The sequence below is a fragment of the Nocardiopsis sp. LDBS0036 genome, assembly GCF_041228755.1.
Taxonomy (GTDB): domain Bacteria; phylum Actinomycetota; class Actinomycetes; order Streptosporangiales; family Streptosporangiaceae; genus Nocardiopsis; species Nocardiopsis dassonvillei.
The window spans coordinates 1,689,415-1,707,189 of sequence record NZ_CP141103.1 but is presented as its reverse complement, the minus strand read 5'-3'; the positions used below and the strand labels follow the sequence as shown (position 1 = coordinate 1,707,189).

14 protein-coding genes are annotated in these 17,775 nt (G+C 72.6%); 7 read left to right on the top strand and 7 right to left on the bottom strand.

Going from position 1 to position 17,775, the window contains the following annotated elements; genetic code table 11:
* Nucleotides 1–36: 36 nt before the first annotated feature.
* A complete protein-coding gene (locus UIS43_RS07135) occupies nt 37–330 on the bottom strand; it encodes a SelT/SelW/SelH family protein (protein WP_019608408.1) in 294 nt (97 codons plus the stop codon).
* A gap of 392 nt (nt 331–722) precedes the next feature.
* Between UIS43_RS07135 and UIS43_RS07130 the strand changes: the two genes are divergently transcribed.
* Nucleotides 723–1,724: a glycoside hydrolase family 11 protein gene (locus tag UIS43_RS07130; protein ID WP_358454457.1), complete on the top strand. Its 1,002-nt coding sequence runs from the start codon at nt 723–725 to the stop codon at nt 1,722–1,724.
* Between the two features lie 103 nt (nt 1,725–1,827).
* On the opposite strand, the gene UIS43_RS07125 is transcribed toward UIS43_RS07130, so the two are convergent.
* Together UIS43_RS07125 and UIS43_RS07120 are read right to left on the bottom strand one after the other, a co-directional pair.
* Nucleotides 1,828–2,262: a hypothetical protein gene (locus UIS43_RS07125; protein WP_041552758.1), complete on the bottom strand. Its 435-nt coding sequence runs from the start codon at nt 2,260–2,262 to the stop codon at nt 1,828–1,830.
* A gap of 370 nt (nt 2,263–2,632) precedes the next feature.
* Nucleotides 2,633–3,421 carry an SAM-dependent methyltransferase gene (locus tag UIS43_RS07120; RefSeq protein WP_013153730.1) on the bottom strand — a complete coding sequence of 263 codons (789 nt, stop codon included), beginning with the start codon at nt 3,419–3,421 and terminating at the stop codon, nt 2,633–2,635.
* Nucleotides 3,422–3,640: 219 nt separating this feature from the next.
* Between UIS43_RS07120 and UIS43_RS07115 the strand changes: the two genes are divergently transcribed.
* A complete protein-coding gene (locus tag UIS43_RS07115) occupies nt 3,641–4,018 on the top strand; it encodes an ankyrin repeat domain-containing protein (protein WP_041553165.1) in 378 nt (125 codons plus the stop codon).
* Nucleotides 4,019–4,224: 206 nt separating this feature from the next.
* Here UIS43_RS07115 and UIS43_RS07110 read toward each other — a convergent pair whose 3' ends face one another.
* The 3 genes from UIS43_RS07110 to UIS43_RS07100 all read right to left on the bottom strand — a co-directional run bounded on the left by UIS43_RS07110 (nt 4,225) and on the right by UIS43_RS07100 (nt 7,886).
* Nucleotides 4,225–5,724 (bottom strand): catalase, encoded by a 1,500-nt coding sequence (locus UIS43_RS07110; RefSeq protein WP_013153728.1) that lies wholly within the window; start codon nt 5,722–5,724, stop codon nt 4,225–4,227.
* A 59-nt stretch (nt 5,725–5,783) separates the two neighbouring features.
* Complete coding sequence (locus UIS43_RS07105; RefSeq protein ID WP_013153727.1) at nt 5,784–6,203, bottom strand: Fur family transcriptional regulator; 420 nt, start codon at nt 6,201–6,203, stop codon at nt 5,784–5,786.
* Nucleotides 6,204–6,485: 282 nt separating this feature from the next.
* The gene (locus UIS43_RS07100; RefSeq protein WP_013153726.1) at nt 6,486–7,886 is read right to left on the bottom strand and encodes an acyl-CoA synthetase; all 1,401 of its coding nucleotides are present in this window, start codon (nt 7,884–7,886) and stop codon (nt 6,486–6,488) included.
* 373 nt (nt 7,887–8,259) lie between these two features.
* On the opposite strand from UIS43_RS07100, the gene UIS43_RS07095 reads away from it, so the two are divergent.
* Nucleotides 8,260–9,306: a glucose 1-dehydrogenase gene (locus UIS43_RS07095; protein WP_370012830.1), complete on the top strand. Its 1,047-nt coding sequence runs from the start codon at nt 8,260–8,262 to the stop codon at nt 9,304–9,306.
* A gap of 234 nt (nt 9,307–9,540) precedes the next feature.
* Here UIS43_RS07095 and UIS43_RS07090 read toward each other — a convergent pair whose 3' ends face one another.
* On the bottom strand, nt 9,541–10,395 hold the full coding sequence (locus UIS43_RS07090) for a helix-turn-helix transcriptional regulator (protein ID WP_013153724.1): 855 nt from the start codon (nt 10,393–10,395) through the stop codon (nt 9,541–9,543).
* Between the two features lie 101 nt (nt 10,396–10,496).
* Between UIS43_RS07090 and UIS43_RS07085 the strand changes: the two genes are divergently transcribed.
* The 4 genes from UIS43_RS07085 to UIS43_RS07070 all read left to right on the top strand — a co-directional run bounded on the left by UIS43_RS07085 (nt 10,497) and on the right by UIS43_RS07070 (nt 17,775).
* Nucleotides 10,497–12,008, top strand: a complete 1,512-nt coding sequence (locus UIS43_RS07085) for an MFS transporter (protein WP_370012829.1) — start codon at nt 10,497–10,499, stop codon at nt 12,006–12,008.
* Between the two features lie 304 nt (nt 12,009–12,312).
* A complete protein-coding gene (locus UIS43_RS07080; RefSeq protein ID WP_370012828.1) occupies nt 12,313–13,158 on the top strand; it encodes an alpha/beta hydrolase in 846 nt (281 codons plus the stop codon).
* A 389-nt stretch (nt 13,159–13,547) separates the two neighbouring features.
* Nucleotides 13,548–15,671: a protein kinase gene (locus UIS43_RS07075; RefSeq protein ID WP_370012826.1), complete on the top strand. Its 2,124-nt coding sequence runs from the start codon at nt 13,548–13,550 to the stop codon at nt 15,669–15,671.
* 13 nt (nt 15,672–15,684) lie between these two features.
* Nucleotides 15,685–17,775: a serine/threonine-protein kinase gene (locus tag UIS43_RS07070; RefSeq protein ID WP_071622339.1), complete on the top strand. Its 2,091-nt coding sequence runs from the start codon at nt 15,685–15,687 to the stop codon at nt 17,773–17,775.

Sequence of the window (17,775 nt, the reverse complement as noted above, 5' to 3'; positions counted from 1 at the left end):
GTTCGCGCCGGGCGCGAACGGGCCTGCCCCCGACCCCTAGCCGTCCGAGGGCAGCTCGGAGTGCCCCAGGTGGTGTTCGGGGGCGATCCTGTCCCGGATGAGGCGCTTGAGCTCGGCGGCGTCGGTGAAGGCCGCGTCGGTCCGGCGCGACCACACGCTCTCCCCGTCCAGGCGCACCTCGAACACGCCGTTGGTGCCCGGGACGAGCGCGACCTCGCCGAGTTCGGCCTCGAACGTGGTCAGCAACTCCTGTGCCATCCAGGTGGCCCGCGGGAGCCACCGGCACCGGGTGCAGTACTCGATCTCCAGCCGCGGTTCCTTGACCTCCATGACTCCCAGCATGGCACGGGGACGGGCCCGAGAGGGAGGCCGGAGCGCATTGCCGTGGCCGGTGCGCGAAGGCGTTGCCCGCGCGTGCCGGGCCTTTGGCGCTCCCGTAGGACGGCGGCTCACCGCCCACCATGATCCGGAACCCTTCCGGAAGTAAGGGTGTTCGATCGCGGGCGCGTCACGACTACAGGTCACCGAACAGGACAGATGCCGTGCGGAAGGGGAGCCGTCCGCCAAGTTATCCGGAATATTCCGGAATTTATTGACAACACAACGGAGTCGGACGGACACTGGCCCTGTGACGGGGCTCACGGTCCCCGTCGGGTCGGATCACCCCCGATCCGGTCCTCCGCACGCCTCCTGACCCCCCGATCCCCGAGGAGGAAGCACCCATGAACCATCCCCCCGCACCCCCGCGCAGCCGCGGACAAGGCCGCGCCAGAACGCTCGTCGGCCGGGCCTGCGCCGTCGCGGTCGCGCTGGTCACGACCCTGGCGCTGCTGCCCGGCACCGCCAGCGCGGCCATCACCACCAACCAGACCGGCACCCACAACGGCTACTTCTACTCCTTCTGGACCGACAGCCAGGGGACCGTCTCCATGGAGCTGGGCTCCGGCGGCAACTACACCACCTCATGGCGCAACACCGGCAACTTCGTCGCCGGCAAGGGCTGGCCCACCGGCGGGCGCAGGGCGGTGACCTACTCGGGCAGCTTCAACCCGTCCGGAAACGCCTACCTGACGCTCTACGGGTGGACGAGGAGCCCGCTCGTGGAGTACTACATCGTCGACAACTGGGGCACCTACCGGCCCACCGGAACGCACATGGGCACGGTCACCAGCGACGGCGGCACCTACGACATCTACCGGACGATGCGCTACGACGCCCCCTCCATCGACGGCATCCAGACCTTCCCCCAGTACTGGAGCGTGCGTCAGTCCAGGCGCACGGGCGGAACCATCACCTCCGGAAACCACTTCGACGCGTGGGCCCGGGCCGGAATGAACCTGGGCAACCACGACTACATGATCATGGCCACGGAGGGCTACCAGAGCAGCGGGAGCTCCAACATCACCGTGGGCTCCAGCGGCGGCGGCAACCCCGGCAACCCCGGCAACCCCGGTGGCGGCGGCTGCACCGCGACCCTGTCCGCGGGCCAGCAGTGGAGCGACCGGTACAACCTCAACGTCTCGGTCAGCGGTTCGAACGACTGGACCGTGACGATGAACGTGCCGTCCCCGGCCAGGATCAGCGCCACGTGGAACGTCGGCGCCGACTACCCCAGCTCCCAGGTGCTGACCGCCAGGCCCAACGGCAACGGCAACAACTGGGGCGTGACGATCGACCACAACGGCAACTGGACCTGGCCGACGGTCTCCTGCAGCGCGAACTGACCCCGGACGCGGCCGACATCCACCCGCGGCGCGGCGGCCGCGACCGCCGCGCCGCCCCGGGCGGCATGTGAGGGCCCCCGGCACCGAACGGCGCCGGGGGCTTTCACGTGCCGTGGAAGAGGGTGAGGTCGACCGCGGGCGCGTCCGTGTACACCACGCCCGGTTCCGGCGGTATGGGCTCGCCCGACGCGGAGTCGGTGCAGTGGGCGTCGAACATCCGCGCCTCGTCGAGGGGCGCCAGGGTCCGGTCGGTGACCGTCCAGCCGCGCACCAGCGTCACGGGGACGTCCACCCCGTCGGGAAGCGTGTGGGAGATCCGGTCGGTGGGGCTGCGCAGTACCACCGCCGCGGGGTCGCCGCTGGTGACGGCGGCGCACAGCCGCTCCACCACCGCCGGATGCTCGACGTCGAAGCCCTCCTCCCGGCGTTCGACGGACGTGGCCAGCACGTGCCGGGTGTGCAGGGTCAGGAGGTGCTTGGTGCCGGGCAGGTCGTCGAGGAGGGCGGACAGCAGGGCGGAGGCGTGTGAGGAGAGCATGCTCTGAGTATGCGCGCGCGGATACGGCCGGATCGGGTTGTCCACAGGCCTGATCGGGGAGGAACCCGGATTTTTCGAGGGAGGCCGGTCGGAGGCCGTCCGCAGGGCGCGCGGTGCGCCGGTCGGCCTCCGGAGGGAGGCGGTCCGTGCCGCGTAACGCCCACTCCCCGGTCCCGTCCGCCGAGTACGGGACCGCCCGTTCGGTCCCGGCCCTCGGACCCCGGTCCTCTCGGCCGGTGGCCATGGGTCCGCCCGCCCGGCCCCGCTGCCGTCCGTCCGGCTCTCCCGTCTCCCGGTGAGCGCGGGACCGCCCGGCCCCGTTCCCCGATCGGGGTTTCTCCGGCCCGGCGCCCCGCGCACGCGTCCGCGGTCAGGGCTTGCGCGCCACGCCGCCGTACTGGGCGACCTCCTTGGGCTCGCCCAGTTCGGTGGGCAGCGGGCGCCACAGGGACGCCGAGACCACGCCGGGCTCCAGCAGTTCCAGGCCGTCGAAGAAGCGCTCGATCTCCTCGGCGGTGCGCAGGTGGATGGGCTGGCTCGCGCCCTCGTTCCACGCCTTGGACGCCTCGATGATCTGCGGACTCGTGCTCGTGCTGTCGCACAGGGCCAGGAAACTGCCCGACGGCAGCGCGTCCACGTAGGCGCGGGCCAGGGCGTAGGTGTTCTCGTCCGCGGGGAAGTGGCCCAGGGTGCCCATGAACGTCAGCCCGATCGGCTGGGAGAAGTCCAGGTACCGGCGGGCCTGCTCCAGGAGGGGACCGGGGTCGGTCAGGTCGGCGTCGACGTACTCGGTCGAGCCCTCGGGGCTGCTGGTGAGCAGGGCGCGGGCGTGGGTCAGCACCAGGGGGTCGTTGTCGACGTAGACGACCTTGCACTCGGGCGCGGCGGCCTGGGCGGCCTCGTGGGTGTTGTTGGCGGTGGGCAGGCCGGTGCCGATGTCCAGGAACTGGCGGACGCCCTCCTCCTCGACCAGGTGCGTGACCGAGCGGACGAGGAACTGCCGGTCGGCGCGGGCGACCTCCACGATCTCGGGGAAGGCCCGCGCGATCTGCTGGCCCAGCTCCCGGTCCACGGGGTAGTTGTCCTTGCCCTCCAGCCAGTAGTTCCACACGCGTGCGGAGTGGGGGACCGACGTGTCGATGGGGGGAGTGGCGGCCATGGTGTCCTCTCGGGGAAGTGGGTGTCGCGCTGCAATTGTCCTGGCCCGGTGGGCAACACCGCAACCACGAAACCCTTGCGCCACAGGGGTTTCCGGGCAACGATCCGTGCCCTCCGCCGCCCCCGGGCGTCCCCGGCCCGCTCCGCCCCGGCGCCCTCCGGGTTCCGCCGGGGCCGCGTGCGCGCGTTCGGCCAGGTGGAGGTGTCTAGCATGGAACCCATGAACGAACTCTCCGCAGAGCAGACGGGCCGGGTCATCGCCCTGGCCATGGACCTGGCCCGGGAGGGGCGCACGGAGGAGCTGCTGGAGTTCCTCGACCACGGCCTTCCCGTGGACGCCCGCGACGAGCAGGGCAACACCCTGGTGATGCTCGCCGCCTACCACGGTCAGGAGGCCGCGGTCCGCGCCCTCGTGGACCGCGGCGCCGACGTGGACCTGCGCAACGACCGGGACCAGACTCCCGTGGCCGGCGCGCTGTTCAAGGGGGAGGAGGGCATCGTGGCGCTGCTCGTCGCCGCGGGCGCCGACCTCGACGCGGGCACGCCGAGCGCCCGCGCCGCGGCCGAGATGTTCGGCCGCTCCCACCTGCTGCCCTGATCCGCTGATCCCGACCCGGGGGCCGCGCCGCCGCGGCCCCCGGGCCCGACGGCCCCGGGCCCGACGGTGCCCGGCGCCCTCCGGGGCCCGGCCCCGGAACGGGCCGAGCCGACGCGGTCGGGGCCGCGTCGGCTCGGTGGATCGGACCCGGATCCGGGGTCCTCACGCCCCTGCCCCGATCAGGGCATCAGGGCTTCGGGCGTTGCTCAGACGGCGTCCGAGTTGGGGTCGGTCGCGGAGACCTTGCCCGCCTGGAGGGCCTCGATCGCCTTGCGCACGCCCTCACCGTAGGCCGGGTCGGCCTTGGTGCAGTTGCCGATGTGGCGCTCGATGGTGGCCTGGGAGGCGCCGTCGATGGCGCGCGCGGTGTTCTCGAACAGGCGCTGCTGCTCGTCCGCGTTCATCAGGCGGAACAGGTTGCCCGGCTGCTCGAAGTAGTTGTCGTCGTCCTCGCGGTAGTCGAACCGGTCCGCGGTCGAGCCGATGGCCTGCGACGGCTCGGCGTAGGAGGGCTGCTCCTGCCAGCGGCCGTAGGAGTTGGGCTCGATGCCGGGCACGCCGCCCTGGTTGCCGTCCACGCGCATCGTGCCGTCGCGGTGGTAGGTGTTGACCAGCTTGGCGCCGCGCGGGTAGTTCACCGGGATCTGGTGGTGGTTGACGCCCAGGCGGTAGCGGGCGGCGTCACCGTAGGAGAACAGGCGGCCCTGGAGCATGCGGTCGGGCGAGAAGCTGATGCCCGGGACCAGGTTGGCCGGGGTGAAGGCGGCCTGCTCCACGTCCGCGAAGTAGTTCTCCGGGTTGCGGTTGAGCTCGAACTCGCCGACCTCGATGAGCGGGTAGTCCTTCTTGGACCAGACCTTGGTCAGGTCGAAGGGGTGGAAGCGGTAGTCCGCCGCCTCGGCCTCGGGCATGATCTGGACGTAGAAGGTCCACTTGGGGTTGTCGCCCCGCTCGATGGCCTCGAACAGGTCGCGCTGCGCGGACTCGCGGTCCCCGGCCACGACCTGGGCGGCCTCCTGGTCCGTGAGGTTCTTGATGCCCTGCTGGGTCCGGAAGTGGAACTTGGCCCAGAAGCGCTCGCCCGCCTCGTTGATGAACGAGAAGGTGTGCGAGCCGAAGCCGTGCATGTGGCGGTAGCCGTCGGGGATGCCGCGGTCCGACATCACGATGGTGACCTGGTGCAGGGCCTCGGGGAGGTTGGTCCAGAAGTCCCAGTTGTTCTCGGCCGAGCGCATGTTGGTGCGCGGGTCGCGCTTGACGGCGCGGTTGAGGTCGGGGAACTTCAGCGGGTCACGGAAGAAGAAGACCGGGGTGTTGTTGCCGACGACGTCCCAGTTGCCCTCCTCGGTGTAGAAGCGCAGGGCGAAACCGCGGATGTCGCGCTCGGCGTCGGCGGCGCCGCGCTCACCGGCGACGGTGGAGAAGCGGGCGAACATCTCGGTCTGCTTGCCGACCTCGGAGAAGATCGCGGCCTTGCTGTACCGGGTGATGTCCTGGGTGACCGTGAAGGTACCGAAGGCTCCGGAGCCCTTGGCGTGCATCCGACGCTCGGGGATGACCTCGCGGTCGAAGTGCGCGAGCTTCTCCAGGAACCACAGGTCCTGGAGCAGCATCGGGCCGCGCGGTCCGGCGGTGAGGCTGTTCTGGTTGTTGGCTACCGGGGCGCCGTTGGCCGTGGTCAGCGGCTTCGTGTTGTCCTGAGACATGAATTCCTCGGTCCTAAGGTGGGATCTTTCGGTGCCGCGGTCAGGGCACCGGGCGTGTGTCAGGCCTTCTGGCAGTCGGGGCAGATGCCCCAGTAGGTGACCTCGACCTCGTCTATGGCGAAACCGTGGTCCTGCGAACCCGTCATGCAGGGCGCGGCTCCGGTGGCGCAGTCCACGTCCGCGATCGTGCCGCAGCTGCGGCAGACCACGTGGTGGTGGTTGTCACCCACCCTGCGCTCGTAGCGCGCGGGCGACCCCTCCGGTTCGATCCGCCTGACGAGTCCGACGTCCGTCAGAGCCTTGAGCACGTCGTACACCGCTTGTGTGGACACCGCACCGAGCTGGCCGCGGACCGCCTGGAGCACGGTGCTGGCGTCGGCGTGCGGATGAGCCCCGACCGCCTCCAGGACCGCTACCCGGGGTCGGGTCACGCGTAGCGAAGCCCCCCGGAGGAGGGCCTCGGTCTCCGTCTGGTGCATGCGCCCATTGAACCACTTTTCTGGAATGATTCCAACAAAGGTGCGCCTAACCCGGCTCCGCCCCCCCCGCACTGCGGGCCCTGACGGTACCCAGGAGAGCCGTCTCACCGCGCGCCAGCGGGGAGCGGAATGTCCCTTTTGTGATCTACGACGTAAAAGTGCTGCTTGGGCAAGTGCTCCAGCGGGGGAGAACCCCCCCATCCGGACGGCGGGCCCGCGGCCATCCGCGCGCACGCGTTCGCCGACCCCGCTCCGGCGGGCGGGCCGCCGCCCCGCCGACACTCAGGCGGACGCGTTGCCCAGCAGCTTCTTCTGGATCTTGCCCATCGCGTTGCGCGGCAGCGTGTCCACCACACGCACCTCGCGCGGGCGCTTGTGCACCGACAGGCGCTCGGCCACGAAGTCGATGACCGCCTCGGGGGAGATGCCCTCGCCCACCAGGTAGGCCACGATCCGCTGGCCGAGGTCGTCGTCGGCCTCGCCCACCACGGCGGCCTCCATCACCCCGGGATGGCCGAGCAGCACCGCCTCGACCTCGCCCGCGCCGACCCGGTAGCCGCCGGTCTTGATCATGTCCACCGACATCCGGCCCACGATCCGGTGCCAGCCGTCCCCGTCGCGGACCGCCGCGTCGCCGGTGCGGAACCAGCCGTCCCCGGTCCACGCCGCGGCCGTGGCCTCCGGCAGCCCGAGGTAGCCCCCGAACAGGGTGGCCCCGCGGACCTGGAGCTCGCCGACGCTCTCGCCGTCGGAGGCGACGGGCTCCCCGTGCTCGCCGCGCAGCCGCGTCTCCAGACCCGGCAGCGCCGTCCCGACCCAGCCGGTGCGCCGGGGCGCGTCGGCGCGCGCCGCCACGGTGATCAGCGTCTCGGTCATCCCGTACCGCTCCACGGGGCTGTGGCCGCACGCCCCCCGCAGGCCGTCGGCCACCGTGTCGGGCAGCGGGGCGCTGCCCGAGACCAGCAGCCGCGCCCCGGACAGGGCGCGTGCGCTGTCGGGGTCGCGGGCGATCCGCGACCACACCGTCGGCACGCCGAAGAACAGGGTTCCGCGCCGAGTCCCCTGCGCCGCCGCCGCGTAGGCGGCGGGGGTGGGGCGGACGGTGTGCAGCAGCGGACTGCCCACGCGCAGGGCCCCCAGCACGCCCAGGATCAGGCCGTGCACGTGGAACAGCGGCAGACCGTGCACCAGCACGTCGTCGGGCGTCCAGTCCCAGGCGTCGGCGAGCGCGTCCAGGTCGGCGGCCACGGCCCGGCGCGGGATGAGGGCGCCCTTGGGCGGTCCGGTGGTCCCGGAGGTGTACATGACCAGCGCGGTGGACTCGGGCGGCGGTTCGGGGAGCGCGAACGAGGAGCGCTCGGCCGGGTCCACCGGGACGACGGGGAGGTCCACGTCCTCCCTCGGGGCGCCCAGCCACAGCGCGGCGCCGGAGTCGCGCACGATGTGGCGGCGCTCGGCGGTCCCCGAGTCCGCCGGGACCGGGACCACGGGCACCCCGGCCAGCAGGCCGCCGACCACCGCGACGACCGTGGACAGCGAGGCCTCGCCGTGCACGGCGACGGCGTCCGCCCCCGCGACCCGCTCGGCCACGGCGGCCGCGGCCGACCACAGCCCCTCGCGGTCCAGCCCCGCCCCGCCGACGCTCACCGCGGTCCCCTCGTCCGCGCCCGAACCCAGCAGCACCTCGCGCCCCTTCCGGTCGTGTCCTGTCCAGTCGGCCAGTACACCACAGGAGCGGCGCGGGAGCGGCCTCGGCCCGTTCACGCCCCGGCCCGGCCTCGTCCGCGCTCCGCTCCCGTTCTGCCCGCCCCGGCCCCGCTCCCGCTCCGCCCCGCCCTGTTCACGCCCGTCCCGATCGCGCCCCGTTCGGGCTGCGCCTCGTCCCGTTCGCGTCCCGCCTCGTGTGTCGGGAGCGGCGCCCGGGTAGCCGCTTGGCAGAATCCCCGGGGACGGGGCGGGCGCCGGGGAGCGTTCCCGACCCCCGGTCCCGCGTTCCGGGGACGCCTCGGCACCCGGTACCGGGGCCGAACACGTGCGTCAGGTGAGGGGGAGGGCCATGCGTGCTCTGACGGTGGTGCCGTCGCAGGCCGGTTCGGTGCGGGTCAGCGAGGTCGAGACGCCCGTGCCGGGCGCGGGGGAGCTGCTCGTCGACGGCATCGCGCTGGGGATCTGCGGCACCGACCGAGAGATCGCGGACGCCGGGTACGGCGAGGCGCCGCCCGGTCACGAGCGCCTGATCCTGGGGCACGAGTCGCTGGGCCGGGTGCGCGAGGCCCCCGACGGCAGCGGCTTCTCCGCGGGCGACCTGGTGGTGGGGGTGGTGCGCAGGCCCGACCCCGTGCCGTGCGGAGCCTGTGCGCACGGGGAGTTCGACATGTGCCGCAACGGCGGGTTCACCGAGCGCGGCATCAAGCAGATCCACGGCTACGGCTCCCAGCAGTGGACGGTGGAGGCCGACTACGCGGTCCGGCTCGACCCTTCGCTGGAGCGCGTGGGCGTGCTGATGGAGCCGACCACGGTCGTGGCCAAGGCGTGGGACCAGATCGACCGGATCGGCGGCCGCGCCTGGTTCGAGCCGCGCCGCCTGCTCGTCACCGGCGCCGGGCCGATCGGCCTGCTCGCCGCCATGATCGGTGTCCAGCGCGGTCTGGACGTGCACGTACTGGACCGGGTGGAGCACGGGGTCAAGCCCGAACTGGTGGCCGCCCTCGGGGCGACGTACCACACCGGCGGCGTCGCCGAGGTCGCGGCCACGGGCGAGCCGGACGTGGTCATCGAGGCCACCGGCGCCTCCGGTGTCATCCTCGACGCGTTGGCCCACAACGCGGCCTACGGGATCGTGTGCCTCACCGGCATCTCGTCGGGCGGGCACACGATCGACGTCGACGCCGGGGCGATCAACCGCCAGCTGGTCCTGGAGAACGACGTGCTCTTCGGGTCGGTCAACGCCAACCTGCGCCACTACGAGATGGCCGCGCGGGCGCTGGCGCGGGCCGACCACGCCTGGCTGGAGCGGATGATCACCCGGCGGCTGCCGCTGGAGCGCGTGCACGAGGCGTTCGAACCCGGCGGCGACGACGTCAAGACCGTCATCGAGCTGTGAGCCGGTGCCCGCGGGCGCTGGACGAGGACCGGCCGGAAGCGCAACCGGTGCGACGCAAGGGCCCTGACCCGCGGTGGTCCTGTTCTCATGGCGGGGATGGACGGCCGAACCGCGCTAGGGGCACGGGGTCACGGCGGAGGGGGCCGCGACCGCTGTGCGAGGGCGCGCCCGGGGCGAAGAACCTACCGGCGGACGCTCCCGGCGGGCCGCCGACGCCACCTGCGGTCGCCGCCGTCATCCGCGCTGGGCGTCGACGTCCACTTCTGACAGCCGGAGGAGCCGCTGCGAGGTGGTCTCGTCGGCTGGTGTCATCACGGTCAGGCGGTGACCGGTCTCCGCGACGTTGGACGAGACGAAGTTCAGGCGCAGCAAGCCGACCCGTGGACTGTCCAGTCGTTTGGTCTCCAGGTGTTGGAGCATGACGTCGTGCCGGTCCCACAGCCGCGAGAACTCCTCCGACCGCTGCCGCAGCTCCCGGACCGTGGTGCTCGCGGTGTGGCCTGTGTCGGTGCCGGCGACCGCGCGCAGCTGTGCGACCATCCGAGCGGCGACGACGTCGTCGTCGACATAGCGGCTGCGCCAGTCGGCGTTGGTGAAGAACTGCAACGCGCAGTTCCGCTCAGCGGGCGGTATCCGGTCCATGTCCGTGAACAGGAAGCGGTAGGGGAGGTTGTAGGCCACCACGTCGAACGCGCTGGTCTGCAGGCAGGCGGGGTAGGGGTCGAGTTTGTCCAGTACCGGCTGGTAGGCCGTCGACAGCGACGCGTCGAGTGCCAACGGAGCGGTCGACCGGGTACGCGCACCGGCGAGGCGTTCCAGGTGTCGCTTCTCGGTGTCGTCCAGGCGAAGGGCTCTGCCGACCGCGGTCAGGACCTGCGCGCTGACGTTGATCGGTCGGCCCTGTTCGAGCCAGGTGTACCAGGTGACGCCGACTCCGGCGAGCACCGCGACCTCTTCGCGGCGCAGGCCGGGCGTGCGACGGCGTCCGGTGCTGGGGAGCCCCACCTGGTCCGGGGTGAGCCGTTCGCGTCGGGTGCGCAGGAAGGCGCCGAGATCGCGTCTGACCGCGGGGGGTCGGGAACCTGTCATGTCTCCACCATGCCTCACGTGCGGACCAGTAGCCAGGTTCGGTCAGTACCCCCATAAACAGGCATCTGGTACCGGGATGAGGCCCCTGCCAGGGTCGAGACGTGACTAGAGAATCGAAACCGCGGAGCCAGACGACCCCTGCGCGGGCCGAGGGTTACCGCCAGGCCCGCAGCGCCACCACGCTGGCCCGATCAGCCGCAGGGGAGGGGGCGCCGCCTGCGACGCTGGGCACGGTCGGACTCCTGACCGCGTTGTCCGCCCTGCTGCTGTCGGTGATGAGCTTCGCCGCCGCGGGAATCGCCGTACCGAGTATCGGCGCCTCGCTGCACGCTTCGGCGTCCGAGCAGTCGTTGGTGGTGTCGGTCTACTCCCTGGGCTTCGCCGCGCCGATGGTCGTCGGCGGGCGTCTGGGCGACCTGTACGGCAGGCGGCGGCTCTTCCTGTTCGGCATGGTCGGATTCACCGCGTTCTCGCTGATGGCGACGCTCGCGCCGACCATTGCCGTGCTGATCGTCGCCCGCGCGCTCACCGGCGTGTCGGCGGCGGCGATGGTTCCCCAGGTGCTCGCGACGATCACGGCCTCCACGCATGGACGCGAGCGTGCCCGGGCGGTGGCGTTGTTCGGGGCGACCGCGGGCGGCGCGACGGCGGTGGGTCAGGTCCTCGGCGGCGTTTTGCTGTCGGTCCCCCTGCTCGGCTCCCCCTGGCGCACGGTCTTCGCGATGAGTGTCCTCATGGGCGCCGTCGCGTTCCTCGCCGCTCTGCGCTGGATGCCCAGCACCGACGCACCGGGCGATCGTTCGCTGGACCTGGTCGGGACCGCGTTGCTGGGGGTATCGCTGCTCGCGCTGATGATCCCGTTGTCCCAGGGCGGTGCGCTCGGTTGGCCCGGGTGGTGCTGGGCACTGCTGGCGGCCAGCCCGGTGGCGTTCGCGGCGTTCTGGACGCGGCAGCTCCGACTGCACCGCCGCGACCTGGTCCCGCTCGTTCCTCCGCCGCTCCTGCGTCTGAGGTCGTACCGGCTCGGCCTCATCATGGCCCTCCTGCTCCAGTCGGCCTTCGGCGCGTTCACGTTCCTCTACGCGCTCTCCACGCAGACGGGTCTGGGCTGGTCCCCGATGGGTGCGGCCCTCGTGCTGCTGCCGTTCGCACTGTGCTTCTTCGCCGTGTCGATCTGGTCGGGAAAGCTGGCGCCCCGTTTCGGATTCCGCCGTCTGCTGACGATCGGCGGGTTCGTCCAGGCGGCGATGCTGGTGGCGACCGCGGCATCGGTGCTCATGCGGGGCCCGGGTATGAGCGGGTGGACGCTGGGAGCTCTGCTGGTCGGAGTCGGGGTCGGTCAGGCGCTCATGTTCGGTCCGCTGGTCGGGGCGATGATCGCCGACGTCCCGCCCTCCTCGGCAGGAGCGGCCTCCGGGGTCATCCAGACCGCGCAGCAGGCCGCCATGGGGCTCGGAGTCGCGGTCGCCGGAGGGGTTCTGGGTACTGCGATGGCCGGTTCCACCGCCCCGCCCGGGCAGGACTACATGACGGCACTCGCGATCTGCATGGTCGTCCAGGCCGCGTTCGCGATCGCCTTCGCCCTCCTCGCCTTCGCCCTGCCCAGGCGCTGAGGCGGGAACGGCCGGTGCCGACACCGTGAGCCGACGGTCGCGTGGTGCGGCCGGTGCCGGAGGTGATCACGGTGCGGGATCTTTTCCCGTGGCACCGGTTCTCCCCTTTCTCCGGACCCTCCTTTCCTGGTCGGGTGCGTGTTCTGTCACCGAACGGAGAAAACGCAGGACCGGCGGGTGTATCGGTGGAACCACGTGTCGTGCGCGAGGGCGTGTTGACAGTTTCTGACCGGCGTTCGATATTCGGTGTCCAGCGCGCCGGAAAAGGAACCCTCGCTTTTTTCGAACCCCCAAGGAGAATGAGATGGGATCACCGCTGGTACGCCGGACGGCGTCGGTCCTCCTCGGCCTGGCGACGGTCGCCGCCCTCGCCCCCGGGACGGCCGCCGCCGACCCCGTGCGGGTCCTGGGCGGGACGGGGCCCTACGACGCCGAGTACGTCACGACCCCGCGCCTGCGCGACCACACCGTCTACCGGCCCGTGGACCTGCCCGAGGGCGAGCGGCTGCCGATCGTGGCCTGGGGCAACGGCGCCTGCCGCGCCGACGGGACGTGGTTCGAGAACATCCTCACCGAGTTCGCCTCACACGGTTTCCTGGTCATCGCCAGCGGCCGCCCCGGCGGGTTCGGCAGCACCGAACCCGAGATGCTCACCGAGGCGGTCGACTGGGCGATCGAGGAGAACGACCGCCTGTTCAGCGAGTACCGGGGCCACATCGACACCGACAGCGTCGCGATCATGGGCCAGTCCTGCGGCGGCCTGGAGACCTACGAGGTCGCCGACGACCCGCGCGTGGACACCACCGTGCTGTGGAACAGCGGCCTGCTGACCGACCGCGACAACGACCTGCTGGAGGACCTGCACGCCCCCGTCGCCTACTTCACCGGCGGCCCCGGCGACATCGCCTACGAGAACGCCCTGGACGACTACGGACGGCTGCCGCGGGGGCTGCCCGCCTTCATCGGCCACCTCGACGTCGGCCACTACGGCACCTTCGCCGAGCCCGACGGCGGGGAGTACGGACGCGTCGGCGTCGCCTGGCTGGAGTGGCGGCTCAAGGGCGACCAACAGGCCCGCCGGGAGTTCGTCGGCGACGACTGCGGCCTGTGCTCCACCGAGTGGGACACCGACAGCAAGAACCTCGGTTAGGGGACCGGGCCCGCGCGCTCCCGGACGGCCGACCGCCGTCCGGGAGCGCCTGTCCGGGGGCGCCGCCGTGGGCGCGTGAGACACCCGGGCCGGGTCCCGCCCGGCCCGGGTCTTCGGGCCCTCGTCCTCCGCCGGGCGAACAGCGGGGTTCCGGCGGCTCCGTGCGGTCCGGCCGGTGGCCCGGGCCCGCGGCCGGAACGGGCGGACGGTACCGGCCGGAGCGGCACGCGCACCCGGTTCCCGTACCGGGCGCGCGCGGCCCGGCACCGCGCGGAGACCGCATGTGGACACGGTCCTGTGCACAGGGTGTTCCGGGCGGTAACTTGTCCCTGCCCCGCCCCCTGAGCCGGGTTCGGCGCCACCGGAACCGCGACACCGTGAGGACCCCCGTGCACCCCCTCACCCCTGAGGACCCCCGCACCGTCGGGCCCCACCGGCTGCTGGCCCGCCTGGGGGCCGGCGGCATGGGCGAGGTCTACCTGGCCCGCGCCCCGGGCGGCGATCTGGTCGCCGTCAAGCTCGTCAAGGACGACCTGGCCCACGACCCCGAGTTCCGGGCCCGGTTCGCCCGCGAGGTGCGCGCCGCACGGCGGGTCCGGGGACCCTTCACCCCGGCGGTGGTCGACGACGACACCGGTGCCGAGGTGCCGTGGATGGCCACCGAGTACGTGCCCGCCCCCACACTCAAGGAGGCGGTGCGCGAGCACGGGCCGCTGCCGCCCGAGTCCCTGCCCGTGCTGGTGTCCGGTCTGGCCCGGGCCCTGGAGGCGGTGCACGGGGCCGGGCTGATGCACCGCGACCTCAAACCCGGCAACGTGCTGCTGTCCCCGCGCGGCCCGCAGGTGATCGACTTCGGGCTGGCGCGGGCGGTGGAGGGCACGGTGCTGACCCGCACCGGGCAGACCTTCGGCACCCCCGCCTACACCTCCCCCGAGCAGATCAGGGGCCGTGACGTGTCCCCGGCGAGCGACGTGTTCTCCCTGGCCGGGACGGTGCTGTTCGCCGCCTCCGGGGAACCGCCGTTCGGGCCCGCATCGGCCAAGGAGACCCTGCGGCGCGTCCTGTCGGACCCCCCGAACCTGGCGGCGGTCCCGGAGGGGCCGCTGCGCGACCTGCTGGCCCGCTGCCTGGCCAAGAGCTCCGGGCACCGCCCGAACACGGCCGCGGTCCTGGACGCGTTGGCCGACGTGCCCGTGCCGCGGACCGCGCACGCCTGGCTGCCCGACGGGGTGACCGGCGACGTTCACCGGCTGGGGGAGCGGCAGGCCGGGGAGCGCACCCGCGCGGGCCGGGCCCGGTGGCGGCGGCACGCGCTGATCGCGGGGGCCGCGGCCGCCGCCCTGGTCCTGGTGGCCGGGGGCGGGTACGCGCTCACCGCGCTGCCCGGCGGCGGGGAACCCGAGGGGGACACGGACCCCGCGGCGGCCGGTGCCGACGCCACGGCGAACGGCACCGGTGACGGCACGGCCGCAGGAGAGGCGGCCGGGGAGGGGACCGCCGACCCCGCCTTCGCTCCGCAGGGGTACCAGCAGAGCCTGTCGTCCGCGGACGGGGTGGCCTTCTCCCCCGACGGGGAACGGGTCTACGCCACCGGTTCGCTCTACTTCTCCGTGTGGGACTGGCGTGCGGGCGAGATCACGGCCTTCCTCGACCCCTCGCCGTCCGAGACCGACATCAACGCCGACGGCGTGATGGCGATGGTCCACGCGGACGGGGTGGGGCCCGGCCACCAGGACAGGATCGAACTCCTGCGGGACACCGACGGGACGCTGACCGAGGAGGCCGTCCTGGTGTACGAGGAGCAGCGCACCAACCCCCGCAACCCCGCGCTGTCCTCCGACGGGGCCCGTGTGGCGGTCGTGGCCAACGAACCGGGCCGGGACGGCATCGAGCACGTCATCCACGTGTGGGACGTCGCGGCGGGCGAACGCGTCCTCACCGTCCCCCTGCTGGGGCCGGACACGTTCAGCCACGTGTTCGACCTGGAGTTCACCGCCGACGGGGAGAGGCTCCTCGGCACCGTCAGCGACGGCTCCGAGCGAGTGCTGGGGGTCGCCGTGTGGGACGCGGACACCGGGGACTGGGTCCACTACTTCGAGGGGCCCGGGAACCTGGGATTCGCCCCGCATCCGACCGATCCGTCGGTGATGGCGCTGCTGGAGGACACCGACCGGGTCCGTCTGGTGGATCTGGACACGGGCACCACCCTGCGGGACCTGGGCCGCATCGGCGAGGACGACCCCGACGTCGGATTCTCCCTCGCGTTCTCCTCCGACGGTGAACGGCTGTACGCCGGTGTCGGGGACCCGTACGGCGTCACCGAACTGCTCGGGACGGTGTGGGACACCGGAACGGGCGAGGTCCTGCGCGACGGCGACGCCCTGCTGCCCGGACCACTGGACCCGCACCCCCGCGACGAGTTCCTGGCCGTCGTCGATCCGGAGGCGGGCCAGGTGCTGATACTGGACGGCGAGAACCTGACCGTCGTCAACGAGCTTGAGCAACCGGACTGAAACGAAAGCCCCCATGCGCGCACTCTCCCCGGACGACCCCCGCGACATCGGCCCCTACCGCCTCCGCGCCGTTCTCGGTGCGGGCGGCATGGGCCGCGTCTACCTGGGCACCGGCGCCGACGGCACCCTCGCCGCGGTCAAGTCGGTGCGGGCGGAGTTCGCCTACGACTCCGGCTTCCGCGCCAGGTTCGCCCGGGAACTCGCCCTGACGGGCCGCGCGCACGGGCCCTTCATCCCCCGTGTGCTGGACCACGACTCCGCCGCCCGGCTGCCGTGGATGGCGACCGAGTACGTGGCCGGGCCCACCCTGCACGACCTGGTCCGGGAGGCCGGTCCGCTCCCCGAGGAGTCGGTGCGGTTCCTGCTGCGGGCGGTCGCCTCGGTGCTGGAGGGCATGCACGGGAACGGACTGGTGCACCGCGACCTCAAGCCCGGCAACGTCATGGTCGCGGCGGTCGGGCCGCAGGTGATCGACTTCGGGGTCTCCAAGGCCCTGGAGGGGGCCGAGAACGCAGACGATGAGGAGACCCTGACCGCCGGGACCCCCGGCTACACCGCCCCCGAGCAGTACGAGGGGGCGGCGGCGTCCCCCGCCACGGACGTCTTCGCGCTGGCGGGCACCGCCGTGTACGCGCTCACCGGTACCGGCCCGTTCGGCGAGGGGCACCCCTCCGCCGTGGCCTACCGCATCACCCGTCTGGAACCGGACCTGGCCTCCGTCCCCGAGGACCTGCGCGGACTGCTCTCCCGGTGCCTGGCGAAGGTTCCCGGCGACCGGCCGTCGGCGGCCGGGGTGCTGGAGGAACTGGGCGGCCCGGTCGATCCCGTCGAGGCGGCGCCGGACTGGCTCCCGGTGGAGGCCGCGCGGAGGGTGGAGGAGGCCGCGCAGGCGCACCGGGAGTACACCTCCCCGCACCCGCGACGCCCGGCGGCTCTCCGCCGCCGCCGGGGGCCGTGGGCGGTCGGCGCCGGCGCGGCCGCGCTGATCCTGGCCGCTGGCGCGGGTGTGTGGGCGGTCTCGGAGCGGGGAGCAGGGGCGGCCTGGCCGCCGTGGGCCGGGGAGGGTGCGCAGCGGGCCGGGACGGACGGCGGAACGGGTCCGTGTTCGCGGCCGGAGGACTTCGCGGCGGAGTACGCGGAGGCCGCCCGGGAGAGGCTGGAGATACCCGGAGAGGACGGCTACGACCTCGACATGGCCTCTTTCCCCCGTCTCGCGTTCGTGGCAGAGGGCGAACTGCTGGCCGTGTCCCATCCCACCGGGGTCGCCCTGTGGGACTGGGAGGCGGGAAAGGAGGTCGCCTTCGTCGGTGAATCCCTGCCCGACTTCGCGGGTCTGCCGACGGTGAGCCCGGACGGCTGCCGCTTCGCCTACCTGTCCACCGAGGGCGGCCTGCACGTCTTCGACCTGCGCAGCGGGGAGCGGACCATGTACTTTCCGGACCTGGTCGGCCTCCTCGCCTACGAGCCCGTGGTGTTCTCCCCCGACGGCGGGGAGGTCACGATCGGTCCCGGGGGGACCCGCAGGATCGACCTGGAGACGGGCGCGGTCACCGACATCTGGGAGGAGGCGGTCGGCTGGGCCGCCTACTCGCCGGACGGCGAGCACCTCGCCCTGAACCAGGGGAGCTTCGTCGCGGTGCTGGAGACCTCGACCGGACGCGAGGTGTTCCGCAGGGAGGGAGTCCTGGGGGCCGAACCGGGCTCGGTGGCGCTGCCCAACGACGAGGGCGACCTGCTCTACCTGTCCGCCAATCCGGAGGCGGTCGTGCACATCAACTACCTGACGGAAACCGAACCACGGCTCTTCAGCCCCGAGGGCGAGCCGCCCTACCTGTCCGAGGAACTCGTCGTGGCACCCGGCACGGACCGGTTCCACCTGCTGCACGGCGCCAACTTCATCACCGGGTCCAGCGGACGGCGCACCACCTGGGACCTCTCCACCGGTGAGGAGGTGACGTCCGGAACGGACGGGGCGGGCGAGGCGGACAACCGGACCCTGGCGGCGCACCCGGCGGGAGAGGTGCTGGCCGTGCTGCCCCGGGAGGCGACCACCGTCCTCGTCGTCGACGCCGCGACCGCTGAAGTCCTGGCCGAACTCGGCTGA